The sequence below is a fragment of the Formosa agariphila KMM 3901 genome (assembly GCF_000723205.1).
GTDB lineage: Bacteria > Bacteroidota > Bacteroidia > Flavobacteriales > Flavobacteriaceae > Formosa > Formosa agariphila.
The window spans coordinates 764502-783784 of record NZ_HG315671.1 but is presented as its reverse complement, the minus strand read 5'-3'; the positions used below and the strand labels follow the sequence as shown (position 1 = coordinate 783784).

Sequence of the window (19283 nt, the reverse complement as noted above, 5' to 3'; positions counted from 1 at the left end):
ACACCATACCGAATGGAAGTTACAATTTTTTTATAAAAATTTTATTACAATTTCGAAAAAAACACTGTTACAACCCTATGGGTAATACAAAATTCACTTTAAATTAAAGTCCATTTTATCCAATACGTAAACAAAAAAAAACTGATACAATTTTTCAATTGTATCAGTTTAATATATTTAAAAAAAATAAATCTAATTTCTAGAAGGCGTTTTTAACGTTTCTAAAACTTGATCTACACTTAAAGAGCTACCTTTTCTTGATGGGAATTCTTTAAATGTGCTTAAGAATTTACCAACATAGTTTTGCGCTGGTACCATCATCCACATTTGGTCTGCATAATTTCTTATGTATAACGCTGCGTCCATAGATACTTCAAACGGATCGTTTCTTAAGTTTAAGATAATTGGCCAAGATGGAGATTTTCTGTATGCTTCGTTAATAGACCCTTCCATAATAGAGAAGTGTAATTTCCAATCGTCGTAACGTAATGCGTTTAAGTTACCTGCAGCATCAAAATAAAAGATCTCATGTCTTAAACCTTCACCTTTTTTAAGTTCACCTGTTAATAATGGTAATTGGTTGTAACCATCTAAGTGCGCTTTAAACGTTTTACCAGAGTAAGATTTACCTTTTAATAATTCTTCTTTTACATTAGGGTTTCCTGCTGCTGCTAATAACGTAGGCATCCAGTCTTCCTGAGAAAAGATATCGTTAATAACAGTTCCTGGCTTAATGTGACCTGGCCATTTTACCATAGCAGGTACTCTAAATCCACCTTCCCAAGTTGTTCCTTTTTCTCCTCTAAATGGAATGGTTCCACCGTCAGGGAATGTAAACTTCTCAGCACCGTTATCTGTAGAGAATACAACAATAGTGTTGTCTTCTATACCTAATTCGTCTAATTTATCTAATACCATACCTACACCATCATCTAATTCCATCATAGCATCAGCATATAAACCGTAACCAGATTTGTGTAAATATTTGTCAGATAAATGTGTCCATACGTGTGTACGTGTAGAGTTAATCCATGCAAAGAACGGCTTATTAGCTTTTGCATTCTTTTCGATGAATTTTAAAGCAGCTCCAATAAACTCAGAATCTGCAGTTTCCATACGCTTAACCGTTAATGGCCCCGTATCTTCTACTTTACCATCGGCAGTAGATTTAAGTACTCCTCTTGGTCCGTATTTTTTACGGAATTCAGGATCTTTCGGATAGAATTCTGTTTCTGGCTCTTCTTCAGCATTTAAGTGATAAAGGTTACCAAAAAATTCATCAAAACCATGGTTAGTAGGTAAGTGCTTGTCTTGATCCCCTAAGTGATTCTTTCCAAACTGCCCACTTGAGTATCCTAGTGGCTTTAATAACTCAGCAATAGTTGGATCTGCTGCATTAATACCATGATCAGAACCTGGCATACCAATAGTAAGTAATCCTGTTCTAAACGGGTGTTGTCCTAAAATAAAAGACGCACGACCAGCCGTACAAGATTGTTGCGCGTAATGATCGGTGAATAATGCACCTTCATTTGCAATACGATCAATGTTAGGTGTTGTTCCACCCATCATTCCGTTGTGATATGCGCTAATATTCCACATACCTACATCGTCACCCCAAAATACTACAATATTGGGTTTCTTTTGTGCAAAAGCACTTAATGAAATACCGCACGCTAGTAGTACGGATAAAATTCCAATTTTTTTCATGTAAAAGTTTTTTAGTTAAAAAAAGATTTAATCATAATAGACGAAAATGATTTTCACTTAATACCGTAAAGCTAATATATTATAAGATAAAATAAATGGACATTTAGTGGACATTAAAATTTTCCGATGTAACATTCTAATCGTAAGGCTTTATCTAAATTCATTTTTTGCTTTAGGCGATATTTTTTCTTCTTCAATCCTTCCTTAGATATGTTTAACGTTGTACATATTTGCTCTGTACTCATTTTTAATTTAATTAGTCCACAATAATTTTGTTCAGATTTGGTAAGATCTGGATGCTTTCCTAACAAATTTTCATAAAATGTTTCATGAAGATTATTGAATAAAAACTCGAATTTTTGCCAATTGTCTTCAGAGAATATGAAGGTACTATTAATTTCTTCAGACAACTTTGAAACAGCTTTTAGCACGTCTTTATCTTTCGCGTTTTGTTTTAAAGCATCTAATTTTTTAGAAATTGAAGTCAAGACAGCTTCTTTTTGTTTGTCTTTTAAAGTTAATGTTAGTAATTCTTTTTCTTTTCGTCCACGCTCTAAACGTTCTCTTTTTAAATCTTCGTGCGCTTTAGATAAATCGCTAATATCTGTCCCTAAGCCCATAAAATACATTTCAGATTTGTATTCAAAACGATAGCCTTCAAACACGTGTGGTATAACATCTCCTTCTTTTGTAACGATACTGCCATAGACTTGTTTAACATGGTTACGAATCTGAATAAATTCTAATGCTTCTGTAATAGCCTCATGGTCTTTATCTTGAACAAAAAAGTAAGGTTCTTTATTGAGAGCCTCTTCGGCATCGAATCCTGTTATCTTTTCATGTTGTTTATTAAAAGCAAATAACAAAAACTTTTGCCCCACTTGTTTATAGACATAAAAAATACCAGGAATATTGTCTATTAACTTTTTACTAAAAAAATCATGTTTAACAAATAAATCCATGTTATTCACTAAAACGTCATTCATTATGCTTTACTTTTTATGTAATTACTAAACGGCTTAAAGGGAGGGAGATTGTACTTTAAACACCTATATTTCTAATTATCTAAACATTTATTTTAGAAGACACTCAATAGCGATATCACTAAAATAATCTCTTTTAAGTTCTAAAACTCTAATGTATCTATAATTATTAAAACTTATACTTCATATTCTAAATATATAAACAGCTATAAAACCAACAAAAAAAAAGATGATATAAATTTAATTATATCATCTTCTTGTGTACAATATAGTATTGAATGTAACTATCTTGGATAGATTGCACTCCAATCTGTTTTCATACTTACTACAGTCCATTTCTTAGCTATAGCTTCGTCTAAACCTTTATCAAATTTACCAATAGAAGATGTTCTGTCGTAAGCCCATTCGCGAGCTGCATCGGTATGGTGAATATATAACTGAAATGACTTATAGGTATTAGAATCGGTGTATTGCAACATTGCTAAATCACCATCAGAATTTCCTGCAGCAAACACTGGTTTTTTACCAATATATTTATTGATACTTTCTGGCTTCCCTCCTTTATCGTCGTTATGATCTAATTCTGCTAAACGGTTTATAACAGGTACGCCATCTACAATTTCAAATTTAGTTTTAACAGTACTTCCTATAATTTGCTCTGTAGGAATACCATAAACATCGGTTAAGAAAGCACGCATAAATTCGATACCTCCACCAGATACTATATAAGTTTTAAACTCATTAGCTCTTAAGTAAGTTAACAACTCTAACATGGGTTGAAAAATCATATCTGTAAAAGGCACTTTTTTAGTAGGATGCACTGCTGTTTTACTCCATTCTTTAACCATTTTTTCGAAGTCTGTACTAGTCATTCCTGCATGAGTAGTCATTACAAGTTTTATAAGACCTTCCATTCCAGAAGCTTTTAAGGCTTCCATATCATTTTCTAAAACAGCTTTAAATGGCTGTTCTGTTTTCCATTCTGGATGATCTTTAGCCATTTTTTTAACACGATCTATAGCAAAGAAAAACTGAAAATAAGCAGGCTGTTCACTCCATAATGTTCCATCATTATCGAATGTAGCAATACGATCTGCAACGGGTATAAAATTTGAACTTTTAGGATTGGTAACATCACTAACATAAGCAATAATTGCTTGTTTATTAGCTGTATTATTCCAAGACTTTAAAATCTCTGAAGTTGAAGTATTCGACGCCGACTGCGCAAATACGGGGCTCACTTTAATAAAAAACACAAAAAAGCAAAGCACAAATAACGTGTTAATATTTGTTTTCATAACGTATGGTTTATTGATTAATAATTTAATAGTTGGTTGTAAAAATAGTGTTTTTTAATATTTCAAATAGATTGAAAATTCACTTTTAAGGAAAGAAATCACAGTGGCAACCTAATTTTTCTTAAATATTCTAAGCGCAATACACTGTATTATGCTGAAAATAAATTAAGAAAACGCTATTAAACCCTGAATAAAAAAACTCTTAGTATTTTAAAACGGAAGCCACATGGTTAGGTTTTAACTTTTCGGATCCCCTTAAAAATTCTAATTCCATAATAAAGTTACATTGTACAATTTTACCACCTAAACGTTCTACCAGTTTACAAACCGCAGCAGCTGTGCCACCGGTTGCCAAGACATCGTCGTGAATTAACACACGGTCTCCAGGTGAAATAGCATCTTCATGAATTTCTAAAACATCGCTACCATATTCTAAGGCATAGGTTTCAGAAATGGTGTTATAAGGTAATTTTCCAGGTTTTCTTACAGGAATAAATCCAACACCTAAAGCTTTTGCTATTAAGGTCCCAAAGAAAAAACCTCGTGCTTCCATGCCCACAACTTTATCTACTTTAGCACCATCAATTTGCTTCAACAATTCTTGCAAACACAAATCTGTACCTTCTGGACTATTTAATAAAGGCGTTAAATCTTTAAAAACGATTCCTGGTTTCGGAAAATCGTTAATATCTCTTATAAAAGGTTCTATTGATTTCATTTTACTAAGATAAAAAAAGAGATGGATTTTTAATACAGAACAGTAATCCGATTCTTATAAATAGAAATTGTTCCTTACTTTTGTGTTATCCTACTGCAAAAATCATGAGAACTAACTACCACATTATAACCCTATTACTAAGCGCTTTACTTTTTTACAATTGCGACAGTACACCAGAATTCGAACTATTAGAAGGCGATTTTTTATTTCAAGATGTAGATTGCGGTCCGTTTTGCGAGGCTATTGAAGCGGTAACAGAAGGCGTTGATCATTACAATTTTTCGCATGTGGGTTTAGTTATGAAAAACGAAGCGGGGGAACTTCAGGTTATGGAAGCGGTTTCTGAAGGTGTAATTTTAACGCCGTTAAAATCATTTTTAAAGCGTAGCCTCAATAAAGATCATAATCCGAAAGTAGCCGTTGGACGTTTAAAACATGAATTCAATCACTTAACACCAGACGCAATTACTTTTATAAAATCTAAGATGGATGCCAAATACGATGCAGTCTTCGATTTTGAAAACGACAGTTATTATTGCTCTGAACTGATTTACTTTGCCTATAAAGCCGCTAATAATGGCACTTCGATTTTTGAAGTTGCCCCAATGACATATATTGCTCCAGATACCAATGAAACCTTCGCCATATGGGATACGTATTTTTACAACTTAAATACACCCGTACCAGAAGGCAAGCCTGGTATTAATCCTGGAGGCATGTCTCAATCTCCTTACCTAGATATTGTTCATCTCTATGGTCAACCTAGTAAAAGAGAACCTTAATTTAGTAGGTGTTCTAAAACGTTATAACAGTCAACTTTAATTTAAAAATTATGCAAACTGAAATTGTACCGTGTTTATGGTTTAATACAAATGCAAAAGCTGCGGCTACATTTTATTGCTCCGTTTTTAACGATTCAGAAATTTGTTCTGAAAACGACATGCTCCTACATTTTAAAATTAACGGGAAACGTTTTACAGCATTAAATGGCGGACCTGAATTTACTATAAACGAAGCGACTTCTTTTTTTGTGTATTGCGGATGTAACGCCGAAATTGAACGTATTTACACCGCATTGGTAGAAGGCGGCACCATTTTAATGCCTTTACAGGAATACCCTTGGTGTAAAAAATATGCTTGGGTTAAAGATAAATTTGGTGTGTCTTGGCAATTAGATATCGACCCCATAAATGCGCCACAAACCATAGTGCCATCTTTATTATTTACAGAAGATAAGTATGACAAGTTAGACGAAGCCTCTACGTTCTACCAATCTCTATTTCCTAAATCCATGGCTTTGCTAAAAATGCCTTATGGCAACTCCACGCCAAATGTTAAAGCAGACACCACACGTTTTACCCAGTTTAAATTAAACACCAATATATTTAACATAATGAGTAGTCCTATTCCACACGAATTTAATTTAAATGAAGGCGTGTCTTTTACAATGTATTGCGACTCTCAAGAAGAAATTAACACACTTTGGGAACAGCTTACGAGCGACGGCGGACAAGAAAGCCAATGTGGTTGGGTAAAAGATAAATATGGTGTGTCTTGGCAAATTGTTCCAACCGTATTAGAATCACTACTATCTGATGCTAATCGTGCACCAAAAGTTATGGAGGCGTTTTTAAAGATGAAAAAGTTAGACATTGAAACCCTTTTAAAGGCTTAGTGTTACACCAATACATCAATCTTAAACTGACATTCCTTACTTCTTACTGATTGCAACGTAATTTAAACAGACCTCCTAATTATTAATATGACGTTCGGCTCAACTCATAATTGAATCCGTTTTCCAGAACTTAAGAAAGACTGATTCCATAATACATACACTTAAAACGTCTAAGACTTTTCCTCATGAATAGCACAATGTCCATTCCTTCTTTTTAGAACTAAAAATACAGGCTAATAATACATTTAATTCAGGAAATAGTTTCAGAACCCTTTTGTTCGTTGTATTTTTACTAGACACAACTCTAAATACAATGAACATGGATATTGCAAAATATATAGACCACACCCTTTTAAAATCTTCGGCTACAGATCAAGACATTAAAACACTATGTGAGGACGCTTTAACCTATAAGTTTTATGCTGTTTGTGTGAATAGTTTTTATGTGTCATTTGTAAAACAATTATTAAAAGGAACCGATATAAAAGTGTGTGCAACCATAGGTTTTCCTTTAGGTGCAGTTACCACCCAAACCAAAGTTTTTGAAACTAAAATGGCTGTAGAACAAGGCGCTGAAGAAATTGATATGGTGCTAAATATTGGTATGCTAAAAAGCAATGATTTCGATTTGGTTTTTGAAGACATTAAACAAGTAAAAGCAGCTTGTGGCGATACAGCCAGTTTAAAAGTGATATTTGAAATTAGCGAGTTAACCGATGCCCAAATTATAAAAGCGTGTACACTGAGCATAGCTGCCAATGCAGATTTCATAAAAACCTCGACAGGATTTTCGTCTAGCGGTGCCACGCTTGAAGCTGTTGCACTAATGAAAAAAACCGCCGCAGGCAAAGCCAAAGTAAAAGCTTCTGGAGGTATTCGCGATTTAGAAACGGCTTTACAGTTTATTGAAGCTGGTGCCGATCGTATTGGGACATCTTCTGGAGTTGCTATTGTTGAAGCCTATAACGCACAATAATTCTCCTCTAAAGCGATTTCTTAATTAAATTTTATTACCATGAGTTTACATATTGAAGCAGAAAAAGGAGCTATTGCCGAAACCATTCTATTACCAGGAGATCCACTACGTGCCAAATGGATTTCGGAACATTACTTAAAAGATGCAGTCTGTTTTAACACGGTTAGAAATATGTTTGGATACACCGGAACGTATAACGGCAAACGTATTTCGGTAATGGGCACAGGCATGGGAATTCCAAGCATCTCTATTTATGCAACCGAACTCATTACAGATTTTGGTGTTCAAAATTTAATTCGTGTGGGTAGTGCTGGCTCGTATCAGGAAGATGTTAAGATTCGTGATACCGTTATTGCCATGGCAGCCTCGTCTTCTGGAATCAACAAAACCCGATTTAATGGCGCCGATTATGCCCCTACGGCAAGCTTCGAGTTGTTTCAGAAAGCAGTAACCACTGCCAACGCCAAACACATTGCAATTAAAGCAGGAAATGTATTCTCTAGCGACGAGTTTTATGCAGACGACTTCGAATCGTATAAAAAATGGGCAGACTTTGGTGTGTTATGCGTAGAAATGGAAGCCGCAGGCCTATACACCGTAGCCGCAAAACATAACGTTAACGCTTTAGCCATACTTACCATTTCAGATTCTTTAGTTACTGGCGAGCGTACCACAGCTAAAGAACGCGAAACCACATTTAAAGAGATGATAGAGATTGCTTTAGGCTTGGCTTAAAACAGCCTAACCCAGTGCTTTTGTGTAATTAACTATAAGTCCGCTTATCTTAAAATTTTCTTCACACCTTAACCATTAAGTCTGTAATTATCCGATTGCAATCAGCCTACACACTGTTTTTAAATAATTCTCACGATTATGGTTATCCGTAAAGGGATTTGGTTGATTTTTGGTATTTTAGGTGGATTAATTTTAATAAGCGCTTCTTTACTGGGATAGACTTAGGTTTGTTTGGAGTAATAGGAGTTGGCAGTAATTTGAGCAACAAACTAAAAAATAAAAAATGTTAACAACAGCAATAATCATATATATAATTTTCGTTTTATAAGAGTTCCCTTATGGCCTTTAGAACTTTTAGGAGGTAAAGCAGGAGGTCTAGGTTGGATACTTTTAATAGTTTGGTTATTTCTCCTGATTAAAGAAATTATTAATAGCTAATAAATATTTATATGAAAAAAAATATATGAAAATTCTTGCTTTTTACTTTTAGAAAATCAAAACTTATTAGGAGCTGTTATAAGCAAAGACAACAGTAGAAATATTGAATTTAAAGATGGACGTTATAGATTTGAATACATCATTGGACAGTTTTACATTGATAGTGGTCAAAAAGTACTTTATGACTATCAAACTTTTTATAAGAAAAGCTGTGAAATTAGAAAATTATATATTGACGCTGTTCCGAGTTTGGAACTAACTATGAATGAACTTTCTCAATTATTTAACACTTATTTAAGCGGTAAAACAACTGAAAAGATAATGACTGGCAAATAACTACTACCAACAATGTACTGTGGTAAAAAGCAGGTACAACCCCGATTGTAGTCTTGCCTACACCCTATTTAAATTTCTTAACCAAAGCACAATTAAATCTGAATTTAGACATATAGTAACGAGAGACTTATAACGAACAAGACAAAAACAACTGTATTTTATTCGATTTATTAAAAACCACTCCTTTCACTTTTATAATTATTTTGTAAATTAGTGTGTATAAAAGTAGAGTCTGTGGTTACTAAACTAAATAAATGGATAAAAGCCCCCACTAAAAAGCAAGTCATATTATTTACTTTAATTTGGCTATTTGGAGTATTACTACTTGTGTTTTCTGTTACCGGTAATTTTAAAGAAAATATCATTCAAAAGGAGAATATTGCAATCTTATTTTTAATTATATTATCGTTTTCAAAATTATTTCAAGTCTATAAAAATTATTTTAAACATTCTAAATAATTACTAATTCAAGACCAAATGATTATAATAAACAATAAAAAAAAGCGACCAAACAGAAACTTAATTATGGCGATTATTTGGGCACTTTTCGTGATAGCTAAACTCCTGTTTTCAGAAACGAACTCCTTAGACTTACTTGACTACGGCTGGCTCTTTTTATCTGTTTTATATTTTACACTGTACTATTTTGAGCGTTTTAAACCTTATATAACAATCGATAACGACGTTATATGCCAATACACTCCGTTTCCAAAACGTATAGCTTTTAAAGATATCATTAAAATAAAACATTCTGGAGGAATATACACTATTGATTCGCCTTCAAAAAAAATGACAATTGACTTAGAGTTAATTACCGAATCCGACTTCTCTAAACTAAAGTCTGTTATAGAAGAACTTCACCCTCAAACGAACCTAGCTTAAAATCATGAAACGCATACACTTTATTCGCATAGATAAAAATCCATTACAAATTATATTACTTATAGTTCTTATTATAGCTATGGTTATTAGCATATTTAAACCTTTCCATCTAGAAAATCCTAAAATTTATAAATACATCTATATAACAGGAATGTTTCTAATGATTGTAGTAAATGGCCAGTTATTTTGGTTTAAAAACGCCGTACAATGGAACAAAAAAGGAATTGTTATAAAACTAAATGCTTTCTTTAAGAGTACGAGTATTTCTTTTAACCACATAAGTGATGTCGAGCTAACAGACAATACATTAAAAATTTCAAGACATAATAAAAAAGACTCTACATTCGATTTAAAAGATATTGAACCTTCAGATTCGAAAAAAATATTCGATATTATAAATACAAATCGCATAGTAGAAAACAGCACTTTCTATTAAGAAACCTACTAATGCTAGTAAAGAAAACAATAGAAAGAGACAGAATAATAGCTGTAATTAAAATCATATAAAAAAGTTGCTTTTAATATCTGAATCTACAGATTATTGTGGACCGTATTAATCGCAGTAATATTCGATAGAATTCAGAAAAATTTAAAGTGAGTGAATTTATAATAAAAAAAGTCTAAACAAGGAATACTATTCTAAATTATTAAAAAAAGGAAATACACCTAAGTAGTGAACCTCAAAGCAAACACCTTAACTGTTCTTACTATATTGGATGCTTGGGTTAATAGTGCGCAACCATAGCTAAGAATGAAAAATGACTTTTAAATATATGGTAGAAATTACTTTAAGATAAGCGTAAATCTTCAATTTAAATCATAGAAAGCATAAAATATCTCATTATTTAGACTCACTTATTATTAATGGATAGAATAATGTAAATTGTGCATTATAAAACTTAATACTATGTTTTCTAAATTATATACTTGGGTAAAATATCCAACCCAAAAACAAGTTATTCTTCTTACTGCTGTTTGGCTCGTTGGTTCGCTACTTCTTATAATTTCTCTTACAGATGTTTTCAAAGTCAGTTTATTTCAAAAATCCAATGCTGTAATCACATTTTTAAATTTGTATTTATTTTTAAATTTATGTCGTGTATACAGAAACTATTACATTATAAACAAACAATCTAAACTCAAAAAATCATAAAATGATTCAAAAAATTTACAAGAAAAAGAAACATTATAGAAATCTTATTTATGGTTTTGTTTGGCTGTTATTACCCTTATCAAACTTCATATTTAATGAAAATTACAATTTAAGATGGAGTGACTATGCTTGGTTTATACTAGCTATACTGCAAATAGGACTTTATTTTTTAGAACATAAACTGACCTATATAACCATTACAGAACAGGTTATTTCTAGATACGCACCATTTCCAAAACACATGGATATTAGCGACATCATAGAAGTTAAAAAGCTCCCAACTAACTACATTTTAAAATCAAAAGACAAGGAACTTAAAATAAACCCTGAATATATTAACGACAACGACCTTGCTATGTTGAATTTGTTTTTAGACGGATTGCAGCTGAAATCGGCTTAAAATTTAGCGACACACGGTTTACCTAAACCTATCTGGTAGACCGTGTGCTCTTTTCGCTTTAATTATAGGTTATACTATTTGCTTCTCTAACATTATTCAGGAATGTCTTCACCTTCAATTCCTAAGTGTTTTACTAAATCAGACGGATTTGTAATTACTAATCGATTTTTTCCATTAATAACAATACATCCTTTTAAAACTTCTGGTTGATGTTGTAGTATCTTAATCCAATCTTCGGAGCTAAGCATCGCACCTTTATCTCCAAAATTCTTAACAAAATTCGGATGATCTTCATCGACTAAATCTCCAATGTTCACTCCTAAATTAGAAGCAATTTCTGCCCATTGTGTTCCCGTAACCTTAGTTTTAGAAATATCTATAGACAGTAACTTCTTGTCTGATGCATTAGCATAAGCCAAGGTTTGTTTCCCTACAGACGTTTCTGAATTATATATTAAGGTCAACTGTTTATTATCTTCTGCTAAAACTCCCATAATATCCATAATTTTTGTTTTTTTATATTTTTATATTCTTTTTCAATTTCTATAGACGGCATCTCGTCCATCTTATTTTTTTAAGGTCAGTAATGTAATTTCAGGCCGCATTCCTAATCGTCCAGGAAACCCTAACCAGCCCAATCCGCGATTTACATATAAATACTGATTGGTTTCTTTATACAATCCAGCCCAATGTTTATATTTATATTTTATAGGACTCCAGGTTTTATTTTTAATTCGAAGTCCTGCTTGCATGCCGTGTGTATGTCCTGCAAGTGTTAGCGCTATATTGGTATCTGCCACAACTTCTTCACTCCAATGGGTGGGATCGTGAGACATTAAAATTTTAAAATCTGATGCCTGTAAACCGTCTATACTCTGTTTTAAATCGCCATATTGTTTAAATGGTGGAATGCCCCAATTCTCGACACCTACGACATGTAATTTCTCATTGTTTTTAATAATTACATCCCATTCATTCATCAGTAATTTAAACTGGATTTTATCGTAAAACTGCTTCAACGTTTCGAAGTTCTTTTGTTTATCTTCTTCAGAATGCCAAGAACTATAATCGCCATAATCGTGATTTCCTAAAACCGCATATTTTTTAATGTCTGGAGACAACTTCAAAAAACAATTCTCCCAACCGTTTAATTCCCATGCGTAATTATTAACTAAATCGCCAGTAAAGCAAACCACATCGGGTTTTAAGTTATTAATAATTTGTATGGCGCGGTCTAATACTTTATAGCGATAATTAAGACTTCCTAAATGCAAATCTGAAATATGTACAACACGTAATCCGTCAAAAGCGTTTGGTAAATCGTCATGATGTACAGTAATGTGATACGTTTTAAAATAATACACCGCTTTAAAAACGGCATACACTATAGCTAGAAACGGCAAAATACCAGCAACAACTCCAAAAACGGGAATTATCCACAACGATTCGGTTACAGAAAACATCTTATTTGTTAAACTCAGTATCGTTATAAAAACCACAAAAATAAATTTAGGAATAAACGATGACACTGTCAATCCGTATAACGATGAGATAAGCACCTGTTTGCGTTTTACATCGATATGATCTAAACGTACTTTTAAAACCAAAATGGCGGTTACCAATCCGATTGAAAAAAACACAAACAAACCGTTAATGAGATGCTTATAAAAATCTACAGTCACCCATTGTAACACCGATTGCAACCAATAAAATGAAACAGCATCTACAAGTAAAATAGCCAAACAAAGCAAAATAATTACCGACAACGGATACGATTTCATAAATCAAACTTTAAAAGATTAAAAGTATAGGCTCGAGTGCTAACAAGTTAACTCATTCCAATCTTATTGTAATTCGAAAACACGTTTTTTATTAAAATGCCCACTTCATTAAATTATCGTCAGAAAAAAGACCGAAAAACAAAAACTACGTAAAAATACTTAGTTTTTGTTTTTTAAGCATTTTATTTCGTTATATTCGTCAGGACATAACGCTTTAATTTATGATATCGGTTCAACAAGCATTACACATTATAGACACGACTAAAATCGTACACCATATTAAAAAGGTGAAGATTTCTAAAAGTCTAGGTTTTATATTAGCAGAAGACATTTTGGCTCCTATTAATATGCCATCGTTTAGACAATCGGCTATGGATGGTTATGCAATTATTTGGAGCGACAACACCGACTATAAAGTTACAGAAGAATCTAAAGCCGGAGATGCGAAACACATTACGCTACAACCTTTAGAAGCCGTACGTATTTTTACTGGAGCTAAAGTTCCTGATACTGCAGATACTGTAGTTATGCAAGAACATGTTAGCAAACATGCAGACGGTATACGTATTATAAAAATGCCACGACAAGGTGCTAATGTTAGACCTGTAGGCGAACAAGTTCATGCGGGAGATAAAGTATTAACAGAAGGCACGCGATTAAACGAAGCTGCCATTGGATTTTTAGCTGGATTAGGCATCTCAAAAATTGCAGTATATAACACTCCAAAGGTATCGGTATTAGTTACAGGTAACGAATTACAAACACATGGAAAACCTTTAAAAGACGGTGCTATTTACGAAAGCAATTCGGTAATGCTTAAAATGGCATTACAGCGTTTTGGCATAAAAAAAATTAAAATATTTAAAGCCAAAGATACTTTAAAAGCGACTAACAAAGCTATAAAAAAAGCTCTAGATTACGGAGATATACTATTAATCTCTGGAGGAATTTCTGTTGGCGATTACGATTTTGTAAAAGAAGCGTTAGATTATAATCATGTAAACGAATTGTTTTATAAAATCAATCAGAAACCAGGAAAACCCCTTTGGTTTGGTAAAAAAGACCAGCAATTTGTATTTGCACTTCCTGGAAATCCTGCTTCAGCATTAACCGCTTTCTACGTCTACGTATTACCTATTTTAAAAAAATATTCTGGATTTAGCGATTATCATTTACCAAGATTACAGGCAAAGCTAAATTCAGCATTTAAAAACACAACAGGAAAAACACTATTTCTTAAGGGCTATTGTAAAGATGGGAACGTAGGTATTTTACCAAGTCAGCAATCGTCTATGTTAAACACCTTTGCCACTAGTAATGTTTTGGTAACAATTCCTGAAGATGTAGAAAATTTAGAAGCTCAAGAACACGTAACCTGTATAAATTTAGATGGCTATGGAAATTAAAAGTAGAATTTGGATTGAAAAAGATGGCAAGCCTTTTATAGGGTACGGAAAAATAAAACTGCTAAAGAAGGTAGATAGCGAACATTCTATTACCGCAGCAGCAAAAGCACTAAACATGTCTTATAAAAAGGCTTGGAATTTATTGAATGATATGGAACAGTTGGCAGACGCCCCTTTATTAGTTAAATCTATTGGAGGAAAATCTGGAGGCAGCTCGACATTAACCGCTTACGGAAAACAACTTATTGCAGAATTTGAAGACTTAAATGACAAATGCGAAACTTTTTTAAACAACGAATTTAAGCCCGTTACTAATGGAATTTCTTAGCACCAACGTATTCATCATATTTGCTGTTATTCTGGTATGCATTTCATTTTTGTATGCATCGGTTGGGCATGGTGGTGCGAGCGGCTATTTGGCGTTAATGGCTTTATTTTCATTCCCTATTGTAATTATAAAACCAACAGCATTACTCTTAAATATTTTTGTTAGTGGGATTTCGTTTTGGTATTTCAAAAAGAACAAACACTTTAATTGGAAACTCTTTTATCCGTTTGCCATAACTTCAATTCCCGCCGCTTTTATTGGCGGGTATCTTACTATAAACACGACTTTATACAAACAAATTTTAGGTGTGTTTTTAATTATTGCTGTTTTGCGTATTCTAGGCATTTTCAAAAAAGAGCAAGACACTCAAAAATCTGTAAATCTACCGCTTGCTTTATTAATAGGCTGTGGTATTGGGTTATTTTCTGGTATGATTGGTATTGGTGGCGGCATCATTTTAAGTCCGATAATATTACTACTAGCTTGGGGAACTACCAAAGAATCGGCTGCTGTTTCGGCCTTATTTATTTTTGTAAATTCTGTGTCTGGAATTATAGGGTTTTTATTAAAAAACGACAGTTTCCCAACCGAATCTTTTTACCTGATTCCGTTTGCATTAATTGGCGGAACATTAGGCGCTAAATATGGGAGTCAAAAATTTTCGAATATAAAACTAACGTATATGTTGTCGTTCGTTTTGTTATTGGCATCAATTAAATTATTTATGTTTTAATGAATACACAAAAACACATATCGGTTTATATTCTTTGTGGCGGAAAAAGTTCTCGCATGCAGACAGAGAAAGGCCTAGTGGTGTTTAATAAGAAACCGTTTATAGAATGGATTTTAGATGCTGTAAAACCCATTTCAAATCATATATTTCTTATTACAGAAAACACAGATTATAGTATTTATAAGTATCCACTAGTTGCAGATATTCACAAAGATAAAGGTCCTGTTGGCGGTATTCACACCGCATTAACGCATACAAATACTCAACAAAATTTAATATTAAGTTGCGATATACCAATGATATCGACACATATTTTAAATCGGTATTTAATCAATTCAAAAGTTATCAATTCAAACATTGCTTTTGTGTCAGACAGTACCAGAGATTACCCATTAATTGGCATGTATAGCACTAATAATCTTGAAAAATTTGAAACAGCTATTCAGCAAAATCATTTAAAATTGATGAGCTTAATTCAGTCATCAACTTATCATCGCATACAAGTGGCATCTCGAGATTTTGATGCCCTTTATAATATTAATACCCAAGACGAATTACAAACTTTAATACAGCGTAAATTATGAAGAAAGCAGATGTTCAACCTAAAGTAACCTTAGTTGGCGCAGGGCCAGGCGACCCAGATTTACTAACATTAAAAGCTGTAAAGGCATTAAAAAAAGCTAAAGCGGTGTTATACGATGCTTTAGTGAATGAAGATATTTTAGAGCATGCTCCAGACGCGGTAAAACTATATATTGGAAAACGAAAAGGCAACCACAGCTATACACAAGATCAGATAAATGATTTGTTAGTAACTTACGCCCAGAAATACGGCAAAGTAGTTCGCCTAAAAGGTGGTGATCCGTTTGTATTTGGTCGCGGTAAAGAAGAAACCGACTACCTTGAACGTTACGGCATTAAAACGGCAATAATCCCTGGAATTACCTCAGCAATCGCCGTTCCTGCTTCGGTTGGAATACCTGTAACACAACGCAGAGTTTCTGAAAGTTTTTGGGTAATTACCGGAACAACATCTAGTCGCTCACTCTCTAACGATGTCAAATTAGCGGCACAATCTAGCGCAACGGTTATAGTTTTAATGGGCATGTCTAAACTTTCGGAAATTGCAGACATTTACAAAGCTAACGACCGTGCAGATATGCCAATAGCAATTATACAAAATGGCACAAAAAAAGAAGCGAAACAGGCTGTTGGAACTATTGAAACTATTGTAGATTTAGTAGAACAACAACAACTCTCGTCTCCCGCAATCATTATTATTGGTGAAGTTGTAAACGGACATAAAAGTTTACTAACCTATTTTAATGAACAGTTTATGGAGGACGATTTTATATATCAAAATTTAAACATAGAACCAATAATAAAATAACATGGAACGTAACGAATTATACCCAATGTTTTTAAAAGTAAATCAGCTAGACGTCCTTATTGTTGGCGGTGGAAATGTTGGTTTAGAAAAATTAAGCTTTTTATTAAAATCGAGTCCAAATGCGAATGTAGATGTAATATCTATAGACTTTTTAGACGAATTAAAAACCTTAGCAAATCAGCATCCTCATGTAAATTTAATTCAGAAAGCTTACGATATTTCAGATTTAGAACAACGTCATTTTGTAATTGGTTGCACCGATAATTTAGATGTTAATCTTCAAATTAATCAAGATGCTAAAGCCAAACATTTACTTGTAAATATTGCTGATACACCAGACCAATGCGATTTCTATTTAGGTGGAATTGTTACCAAAGGTCATGTAAAAATAGCCATTTCAACTAACGGAAAATCGCCAACAACCGCTAAACGTTTACGTCAACTTTTCGAAGAAGTGATTCCTGAAAATATCACAGAATTGGTATCCAATTTAAATCTGTACAGAAAAACATTAAAAGGTGATTTTCAAAACAAAGTAGATGAAATGAACAAAATCACAGAAGGATTCGTCTCTAAAAAAAAATAAGCAAATGATTACTATTAAATATTTTGGTATGCTTGCAGAGCAGACCCAATGTAGTGAAGAACAACTGGAATTTAAGCCGTTAACGCTTTCAGAATTGGTTCAAGATTTAAAAGTTAAATACCAATTTAACTCGGCGTCTTTCCATGTGGCATTAAACCATAAACTGATTCAGGGTTCTGAGGAGATTACACTTCAGTTTCAAGATGAAATCGCTTTATTGCCTCCTTTTGCAGGCGGATGATTTTAGATGATTTAGAATAAAGTACTAAATATTCGTTACCCTGAATATGTTTCAAGGTCTCACATAAAATGCTTTATTTCTTAATACTTATGGAGTGCTGAAACACCTTCAGCATGACATATAATTAACTATTTTAATACGGACTATTTATAAAAGTAAAACTCATGAAAAAGAAAACTGTATTTATTGAAGGTGCCATTTCTCCTAGCTTTATTTCAGATTCTATAGCAAAGCACCAAAGTAAGCATACAATTGGCGGACACAATATTTTTTTAGGTCAAGTGCGTGCCGACGAGATTGAAGGCAAAACCGTAGCCGCCATAGATTTTACTGCTTACGAAGATATGGCGTTAGAGCAAATTGCAGAAATTCGTGAAAAAGCATTTAAAACCTTCGATTTAACCTGCATGCATATTTATCACAGTTTAGGAAAAATTAAAGCTGGAGAGATTTGTTTTTTTGTATTCGTATCGGCTAAACACAGTAAAGAAGTGTATGCTGCAACAGAATATTTAGTGAATATTATAAAAAAGAAAGTGCCCATTTTTGGAAAAGAAATCTTTGAAGACGACACCCACCAATGGAAAACTAACATTAAGTAACATAACATGGTAGACATTACCCACAAAATAAAAACATTACGTACCGCAACCGCTACGGCTATTGTAAAAGTAAGTAAACCTGAAACGATTGAAACTTTACAGAACAATTTGGTTCCAAAAGGAAACGTGTTCGAAATGGCTAAAACGGCTGGTCTTTTTGCTGTTAAAAACACACATACCGTTATTCCAGATTGCCACCCCTTGCCTATCGAATTCACATCTGTCGCCTACACTATTGAAGGTTTAGAAGTTCATATTATTTTCAATGTTAAAACCATATATAAGACTGGTGTTGAAGTAGAAGCCATGCACGGGGCATCTGTAGTTGCACTTACCATGTACGACATGCTGAAGCCAATAGACAAGCAGATTGAAATAGGGACCATTAAATTAGTTGAGAAAAAAGGAGGAAAGAGCAGTTTCAATAACAAACAAATTTCAACTTTAAATGCGAGTGTTATCGTGTGTTCAGACTCAATTTCTGATGGAAAAAAGGAAGATTTTGCAGGAAAGGCAATTATAGAAAAACTAGAGGCTAATGACGTTTCTATTCAGAATTACGATATTATTCCAGATGAAATTGAATTGATTAGAAATAAAGCCATCGCATTATCTGAGACTAATAACCTCATCATTTTCACTGGTGGCACAGGGTTATCGTATCGCGATGTTACACCCGAAGCTTTAGAACCTATTTTAGAGCGCCGTATTCCAGGTATTGAAGAAGCCATTAGAAGTTATGGTCAAGACCGTATGCCTTACGCCATGCTATCTCGTAGTGTTGCAGGAACTATTGGAAATTGTCTTGTTTTAGCTTTACCAGGCTCTACAAATGGTGCTAAAGAATCTATGGACGCCGTATTTCCTCACGTGCTTCATATTTTTAAAATATTAAGAGGCCAGCAGCATTAA

Annotated in this window: 22 protein-coding genes; 16 read left to right on the top strand and 6 right to left on the bottom strand. The window is 33.3% G+C overall.

The window, feature by feature from the left end; genetic code table 11:
* Nucleotides 1-192: 192 nt before the first annotated feature.
* From BN863_RS03410 to BN863_RS03395, 4 genes are all read right to left on the bottom strand, one after another.
* Nucleotides 193-1710, bottom strand: coding sequence for an arylsulfatase (locus tag BN863_RS03410; protein ID WP_038527572.1), 1518 nt, complete (start codon nucleotides 1708-1710; stop codon nucleotides 193-195).
* Nucleotides 1711-1823: 113 nt separating this feature from the next.
* Nucleotides 1824-2696 (bottom strand): PAS domain S-box protein, encoded by an 873-nt coding sequence (locus BN863_RS03405; RefSeq protein WP_038527570.1) that lies wholly within the window; start codon nucleotides 2694-2696, stop codon nucleotides 1824-1826.
* Nucleotides 2697-2977: 281 nt separating this feature from the next.
* A complete protein-coding gene (locus BN863_RS03400; RefSeq protein WP_038527568.1) occupies nucleotides 2978-3991 on the bottom strand; it encodes an HAD family hydrolase in 1014 nt (337 codons plus the stop codon).
* 202 nt (nucleotides 3992-4193) lie between these two features.
* Nucleotides 4194-4709 (bottom strand): adenine phosphoribosyltransferase, encoded by a 516-nt coding sequence (locus BN863_RS03395; RefSeq protein WP_038527566.1) that lies wholly within the window; start codon nucleotides 4707-4709, stop codon nucleotides 4194-4196.
* Between the two features lie 104 nt (nucleotides 4710-4813).
* Here BN863_RS03395 and BN863_RS03390 point away from each other — a divergent pair, with 104 nt between their 5' ends.
* From BN863_RS03390 to BN863_RS03355, 7 genes are all read left to right on the top strand, one after another.
* Nucleotides 4814-5491 carry a YiiX/YebB-like N1pC/P60 family cysteine hydrolase gene (locus BN863_RS03390; RefSeq protein WP_038527564.1) on the top strand — a complete coding sequence of 226 codons (678 nt, stop codon included), beginning with the start codon at nucleotides 4814-4816 and terminating at the stop codon, nucleotides 5489-5491.
* 50 nt (nucleotides 5492-5541) lie between these two features.
* Nucleotides 5542-6384: a VOC family protein gene (locus BN863_RS03385; RefSeq protein ID WP_038527562.1), complete on the top strand. Its 843-nt coding sequence runs from the start codon at nucleotides 5542-5544 to the stop codon at nucleotides 6382-6384.
* Between the two features lie 319 nt (nucleotides 6385-6703).
* Complete coding sequence (deoC, locus tag BN863_RS03380) at nucleotides 6704-7360, top strand: deoxyribose-phosphate aldolase (RefSeq protein ID WP_038533073.1); 657 nt, start codon at nucleotides 6704-6706, stop codon at nucleotides 7358-7360.
* A gap of 39 nt (nucleotides 7361-7399) precedes the next feature.
* Nucleotides 7400-8095, top strand: coding sequence for a purine-nucleoside phosphorylase (deoD, locus tag BN863_RS03375; RefSeq protein ID WP_038527560.1), 696 nt, complete (start codon nucleotides 7400-7402; stop codon nucleotides 8093-8095).
* Between the two features lie 1251 nt (nucleotides 8096-9346).
* Nucleotides 9347-9751: a hypothetical protein gene (locus BN863_RS03365; protein ID WP_038527556.1), complete on the top strand. Its 405-nt coding sequence runs from the start codon at nucleotides 9347-9349 to the stop codon at nucleotides 9749-9751.
* 4 nt (nucleotides 9752-9755) lie between these two features.
* Nucleotides 9756-10187 (top strand): hypothetical protein, encoded by a 432-nt coding sequence (locus BN863_RS18360; RefSeq protein ID WP_038527554.1) that lies wholly within the window; start codon nucleotides 9756-9758, stop codon nucleotides 10185-10187.
* 718 nt (nucleotides 10188-10905) lie between these two features.
* Nucleotides 10906-11304 (top strand): hypothetical protein, encoded by a 399-nt coding sequence (locus BN863_RS03355; RefSeq protein ID WP_038527552.1) that lies wholly within the window; start codon nucleotides 10906-10908, stop codon nucleotides 11302-11304.
* A 92-nt stretch (nucleotides 11305-11396) separates the two neighbouring features.
* On the opposite strand, the gene BN863_RS03350 is transcribed toward BN863_RS03355, so the two are convergent.
* The gene (locus BN863_RS03350; protein ID WP_038533071.1) at nucleotides 11397-11798 is read right to left on the bottom strand and encodes an arsenate reductase; all 402 of its coding nucleotides are present in this window, start codon (nucleotides 11796-11798) and stop codon (nucleotides 11397-11399) included.
* A 72-nt stretch (nucleotides 11799-11870) separates the two neighbouring features.
* Nucleotides 11871-13085, bottom strand: a complete 1215-nt coding sequence (locus tag BN863_RS03345; RefSeq protein WP_038527550.1) for a metallophosphoesterase — start codon at nucleotides 13083-13085, stop codon at nucleotides 11871-11873.
* 221 nt (nucleotides 13086-13306) lie between these two features.
* Between BN863_RS03345 and BN863_RS03340 the strand changes: the two genes are divergently transcribed.
* The 9 genes from BN863_RS03340 (at nucleotide 13307) to moaCB (ending at nucleotide 19283) form a co-directional block, all read left to right on the top strand.
* Nucleotides 13307-14491 carry a molybdopterin molybdotransferase MoeA gene (locus BN863_RS03340; protein WP_038527548.1) on the top strand — a complete coding sequence of 395 codons (1185 nt, stop codon included), beginning with the start codon at nucleotides 13307-13309 and terminating at the stop codon, nucleotides 14489-14491.
* Nucleotides 14481-14819 (top strand): winged helix-turn-helix domain-containing protein, encoded by a 339-nt coding sequence (locus BN863_RS03335; RefSeq protein ID WP_038533069.1) that lies wholly within the window; start codon nucleotides 14481-14483, stop codon nucleotides 14817-14819. Before BN863_RS03340 ends, BN863_RS03335 begins: the two co-directional genes overlap by 11 nt.
* A complete protein-coding gene (locus BN863_RS03330) occupies nucleotides 14806-15552 on the top strand; it encodes a sulfite exporter TauE/SafE family protein (RefSeq protein WP_038527546.1) in 747 nt (248 codons plus the stop codon). The genes BN863_RS03335 and BN863_RS03330 overlap by 14 nt, the downstream gene beginning before the upstream one ends.
* Nucleotides 15552-16136: a molybdenum cofactor guanylyltransferase gene (locus BN863_RS03325; protein ID WP_038527544.1), complete on the top strand. Its 585-nt coding sequence runs from the start codon at nucleotides 15552-15554 to the stop codon at nucleotides 16134-16136. The genes BN863_RS03330 and BN863_RS03325 overlap by 1 nt, the downstream gene beginning before the upstream one ends.
* Complete coding sequence (gene cobA / locus BN863_RS03320) at nucleotides 16133-16942, top strand: uroporphyrinogen-III C-methyltransferase (RefSeq protein WP_038527543.1); 810 nt, start codon at nucleotides 16133-16135, stop codon at nucleotides 16940-16942. The genes BN863_RS03325 and cobA overlap by 4 nt, the downstream gene beginning before the upstream one ends.
* A gap of 1 nt (nucleotide 16943) precedes the next feature.
* Nucleotides 16944-17528, top strand: coding sequence for a precorrin-2 dehydrogenase/sirohydrochlorin ferrochelatase family protein (locus BN863_RS03315; RefSeq protein ID WP_038527541.1), 585 nt, complete (start codon nucleotides 16944-16946; stop codon nucleotides 17526-17528).
* A gap of 4 nt (nucleotides 17529-17532) precedes the next feature.
* On the top strand, nucleotides 17533-17769 hold the full coding sequence (locus BN863_RS03310; RefSeq protein ID WP_038527539.1) for a MoaD/ThiS family protein: 237 nt from the start codon (nucleotides 17533-17535) through the stop codon (nucleotides 17767-17769).
* Between the two features lie 164 nt (nucleotides 17770-17933).
* Nucleotides 17934-18371 carry a molybdenum cofactor biosynthesis protein MoaE gene (locus BN863_RS03305; RefSeq protein WP_038527536.1) on the top strand — a complete coding sequence of 146 codons (438 nt, stop codon included), beginning with the start codon at nucleotides 17934-17936 and terminating at the stop codon, nucleotides 18369-18371.
* 6 nt (nucleotides 18372-18377) lie between these two features.
* Nucleotides 18378-19283, top strand: coding sequence for a bifunctional molybdenum cofactor biosynthesis protein MoaC/MoaB (moaCB, locus tag BN863_RS03300; RefSeq protein WP_038527533.1), 906 nt, complete (start codon nucleotides 18378-18380; stop codon nucleotides 19281-19283).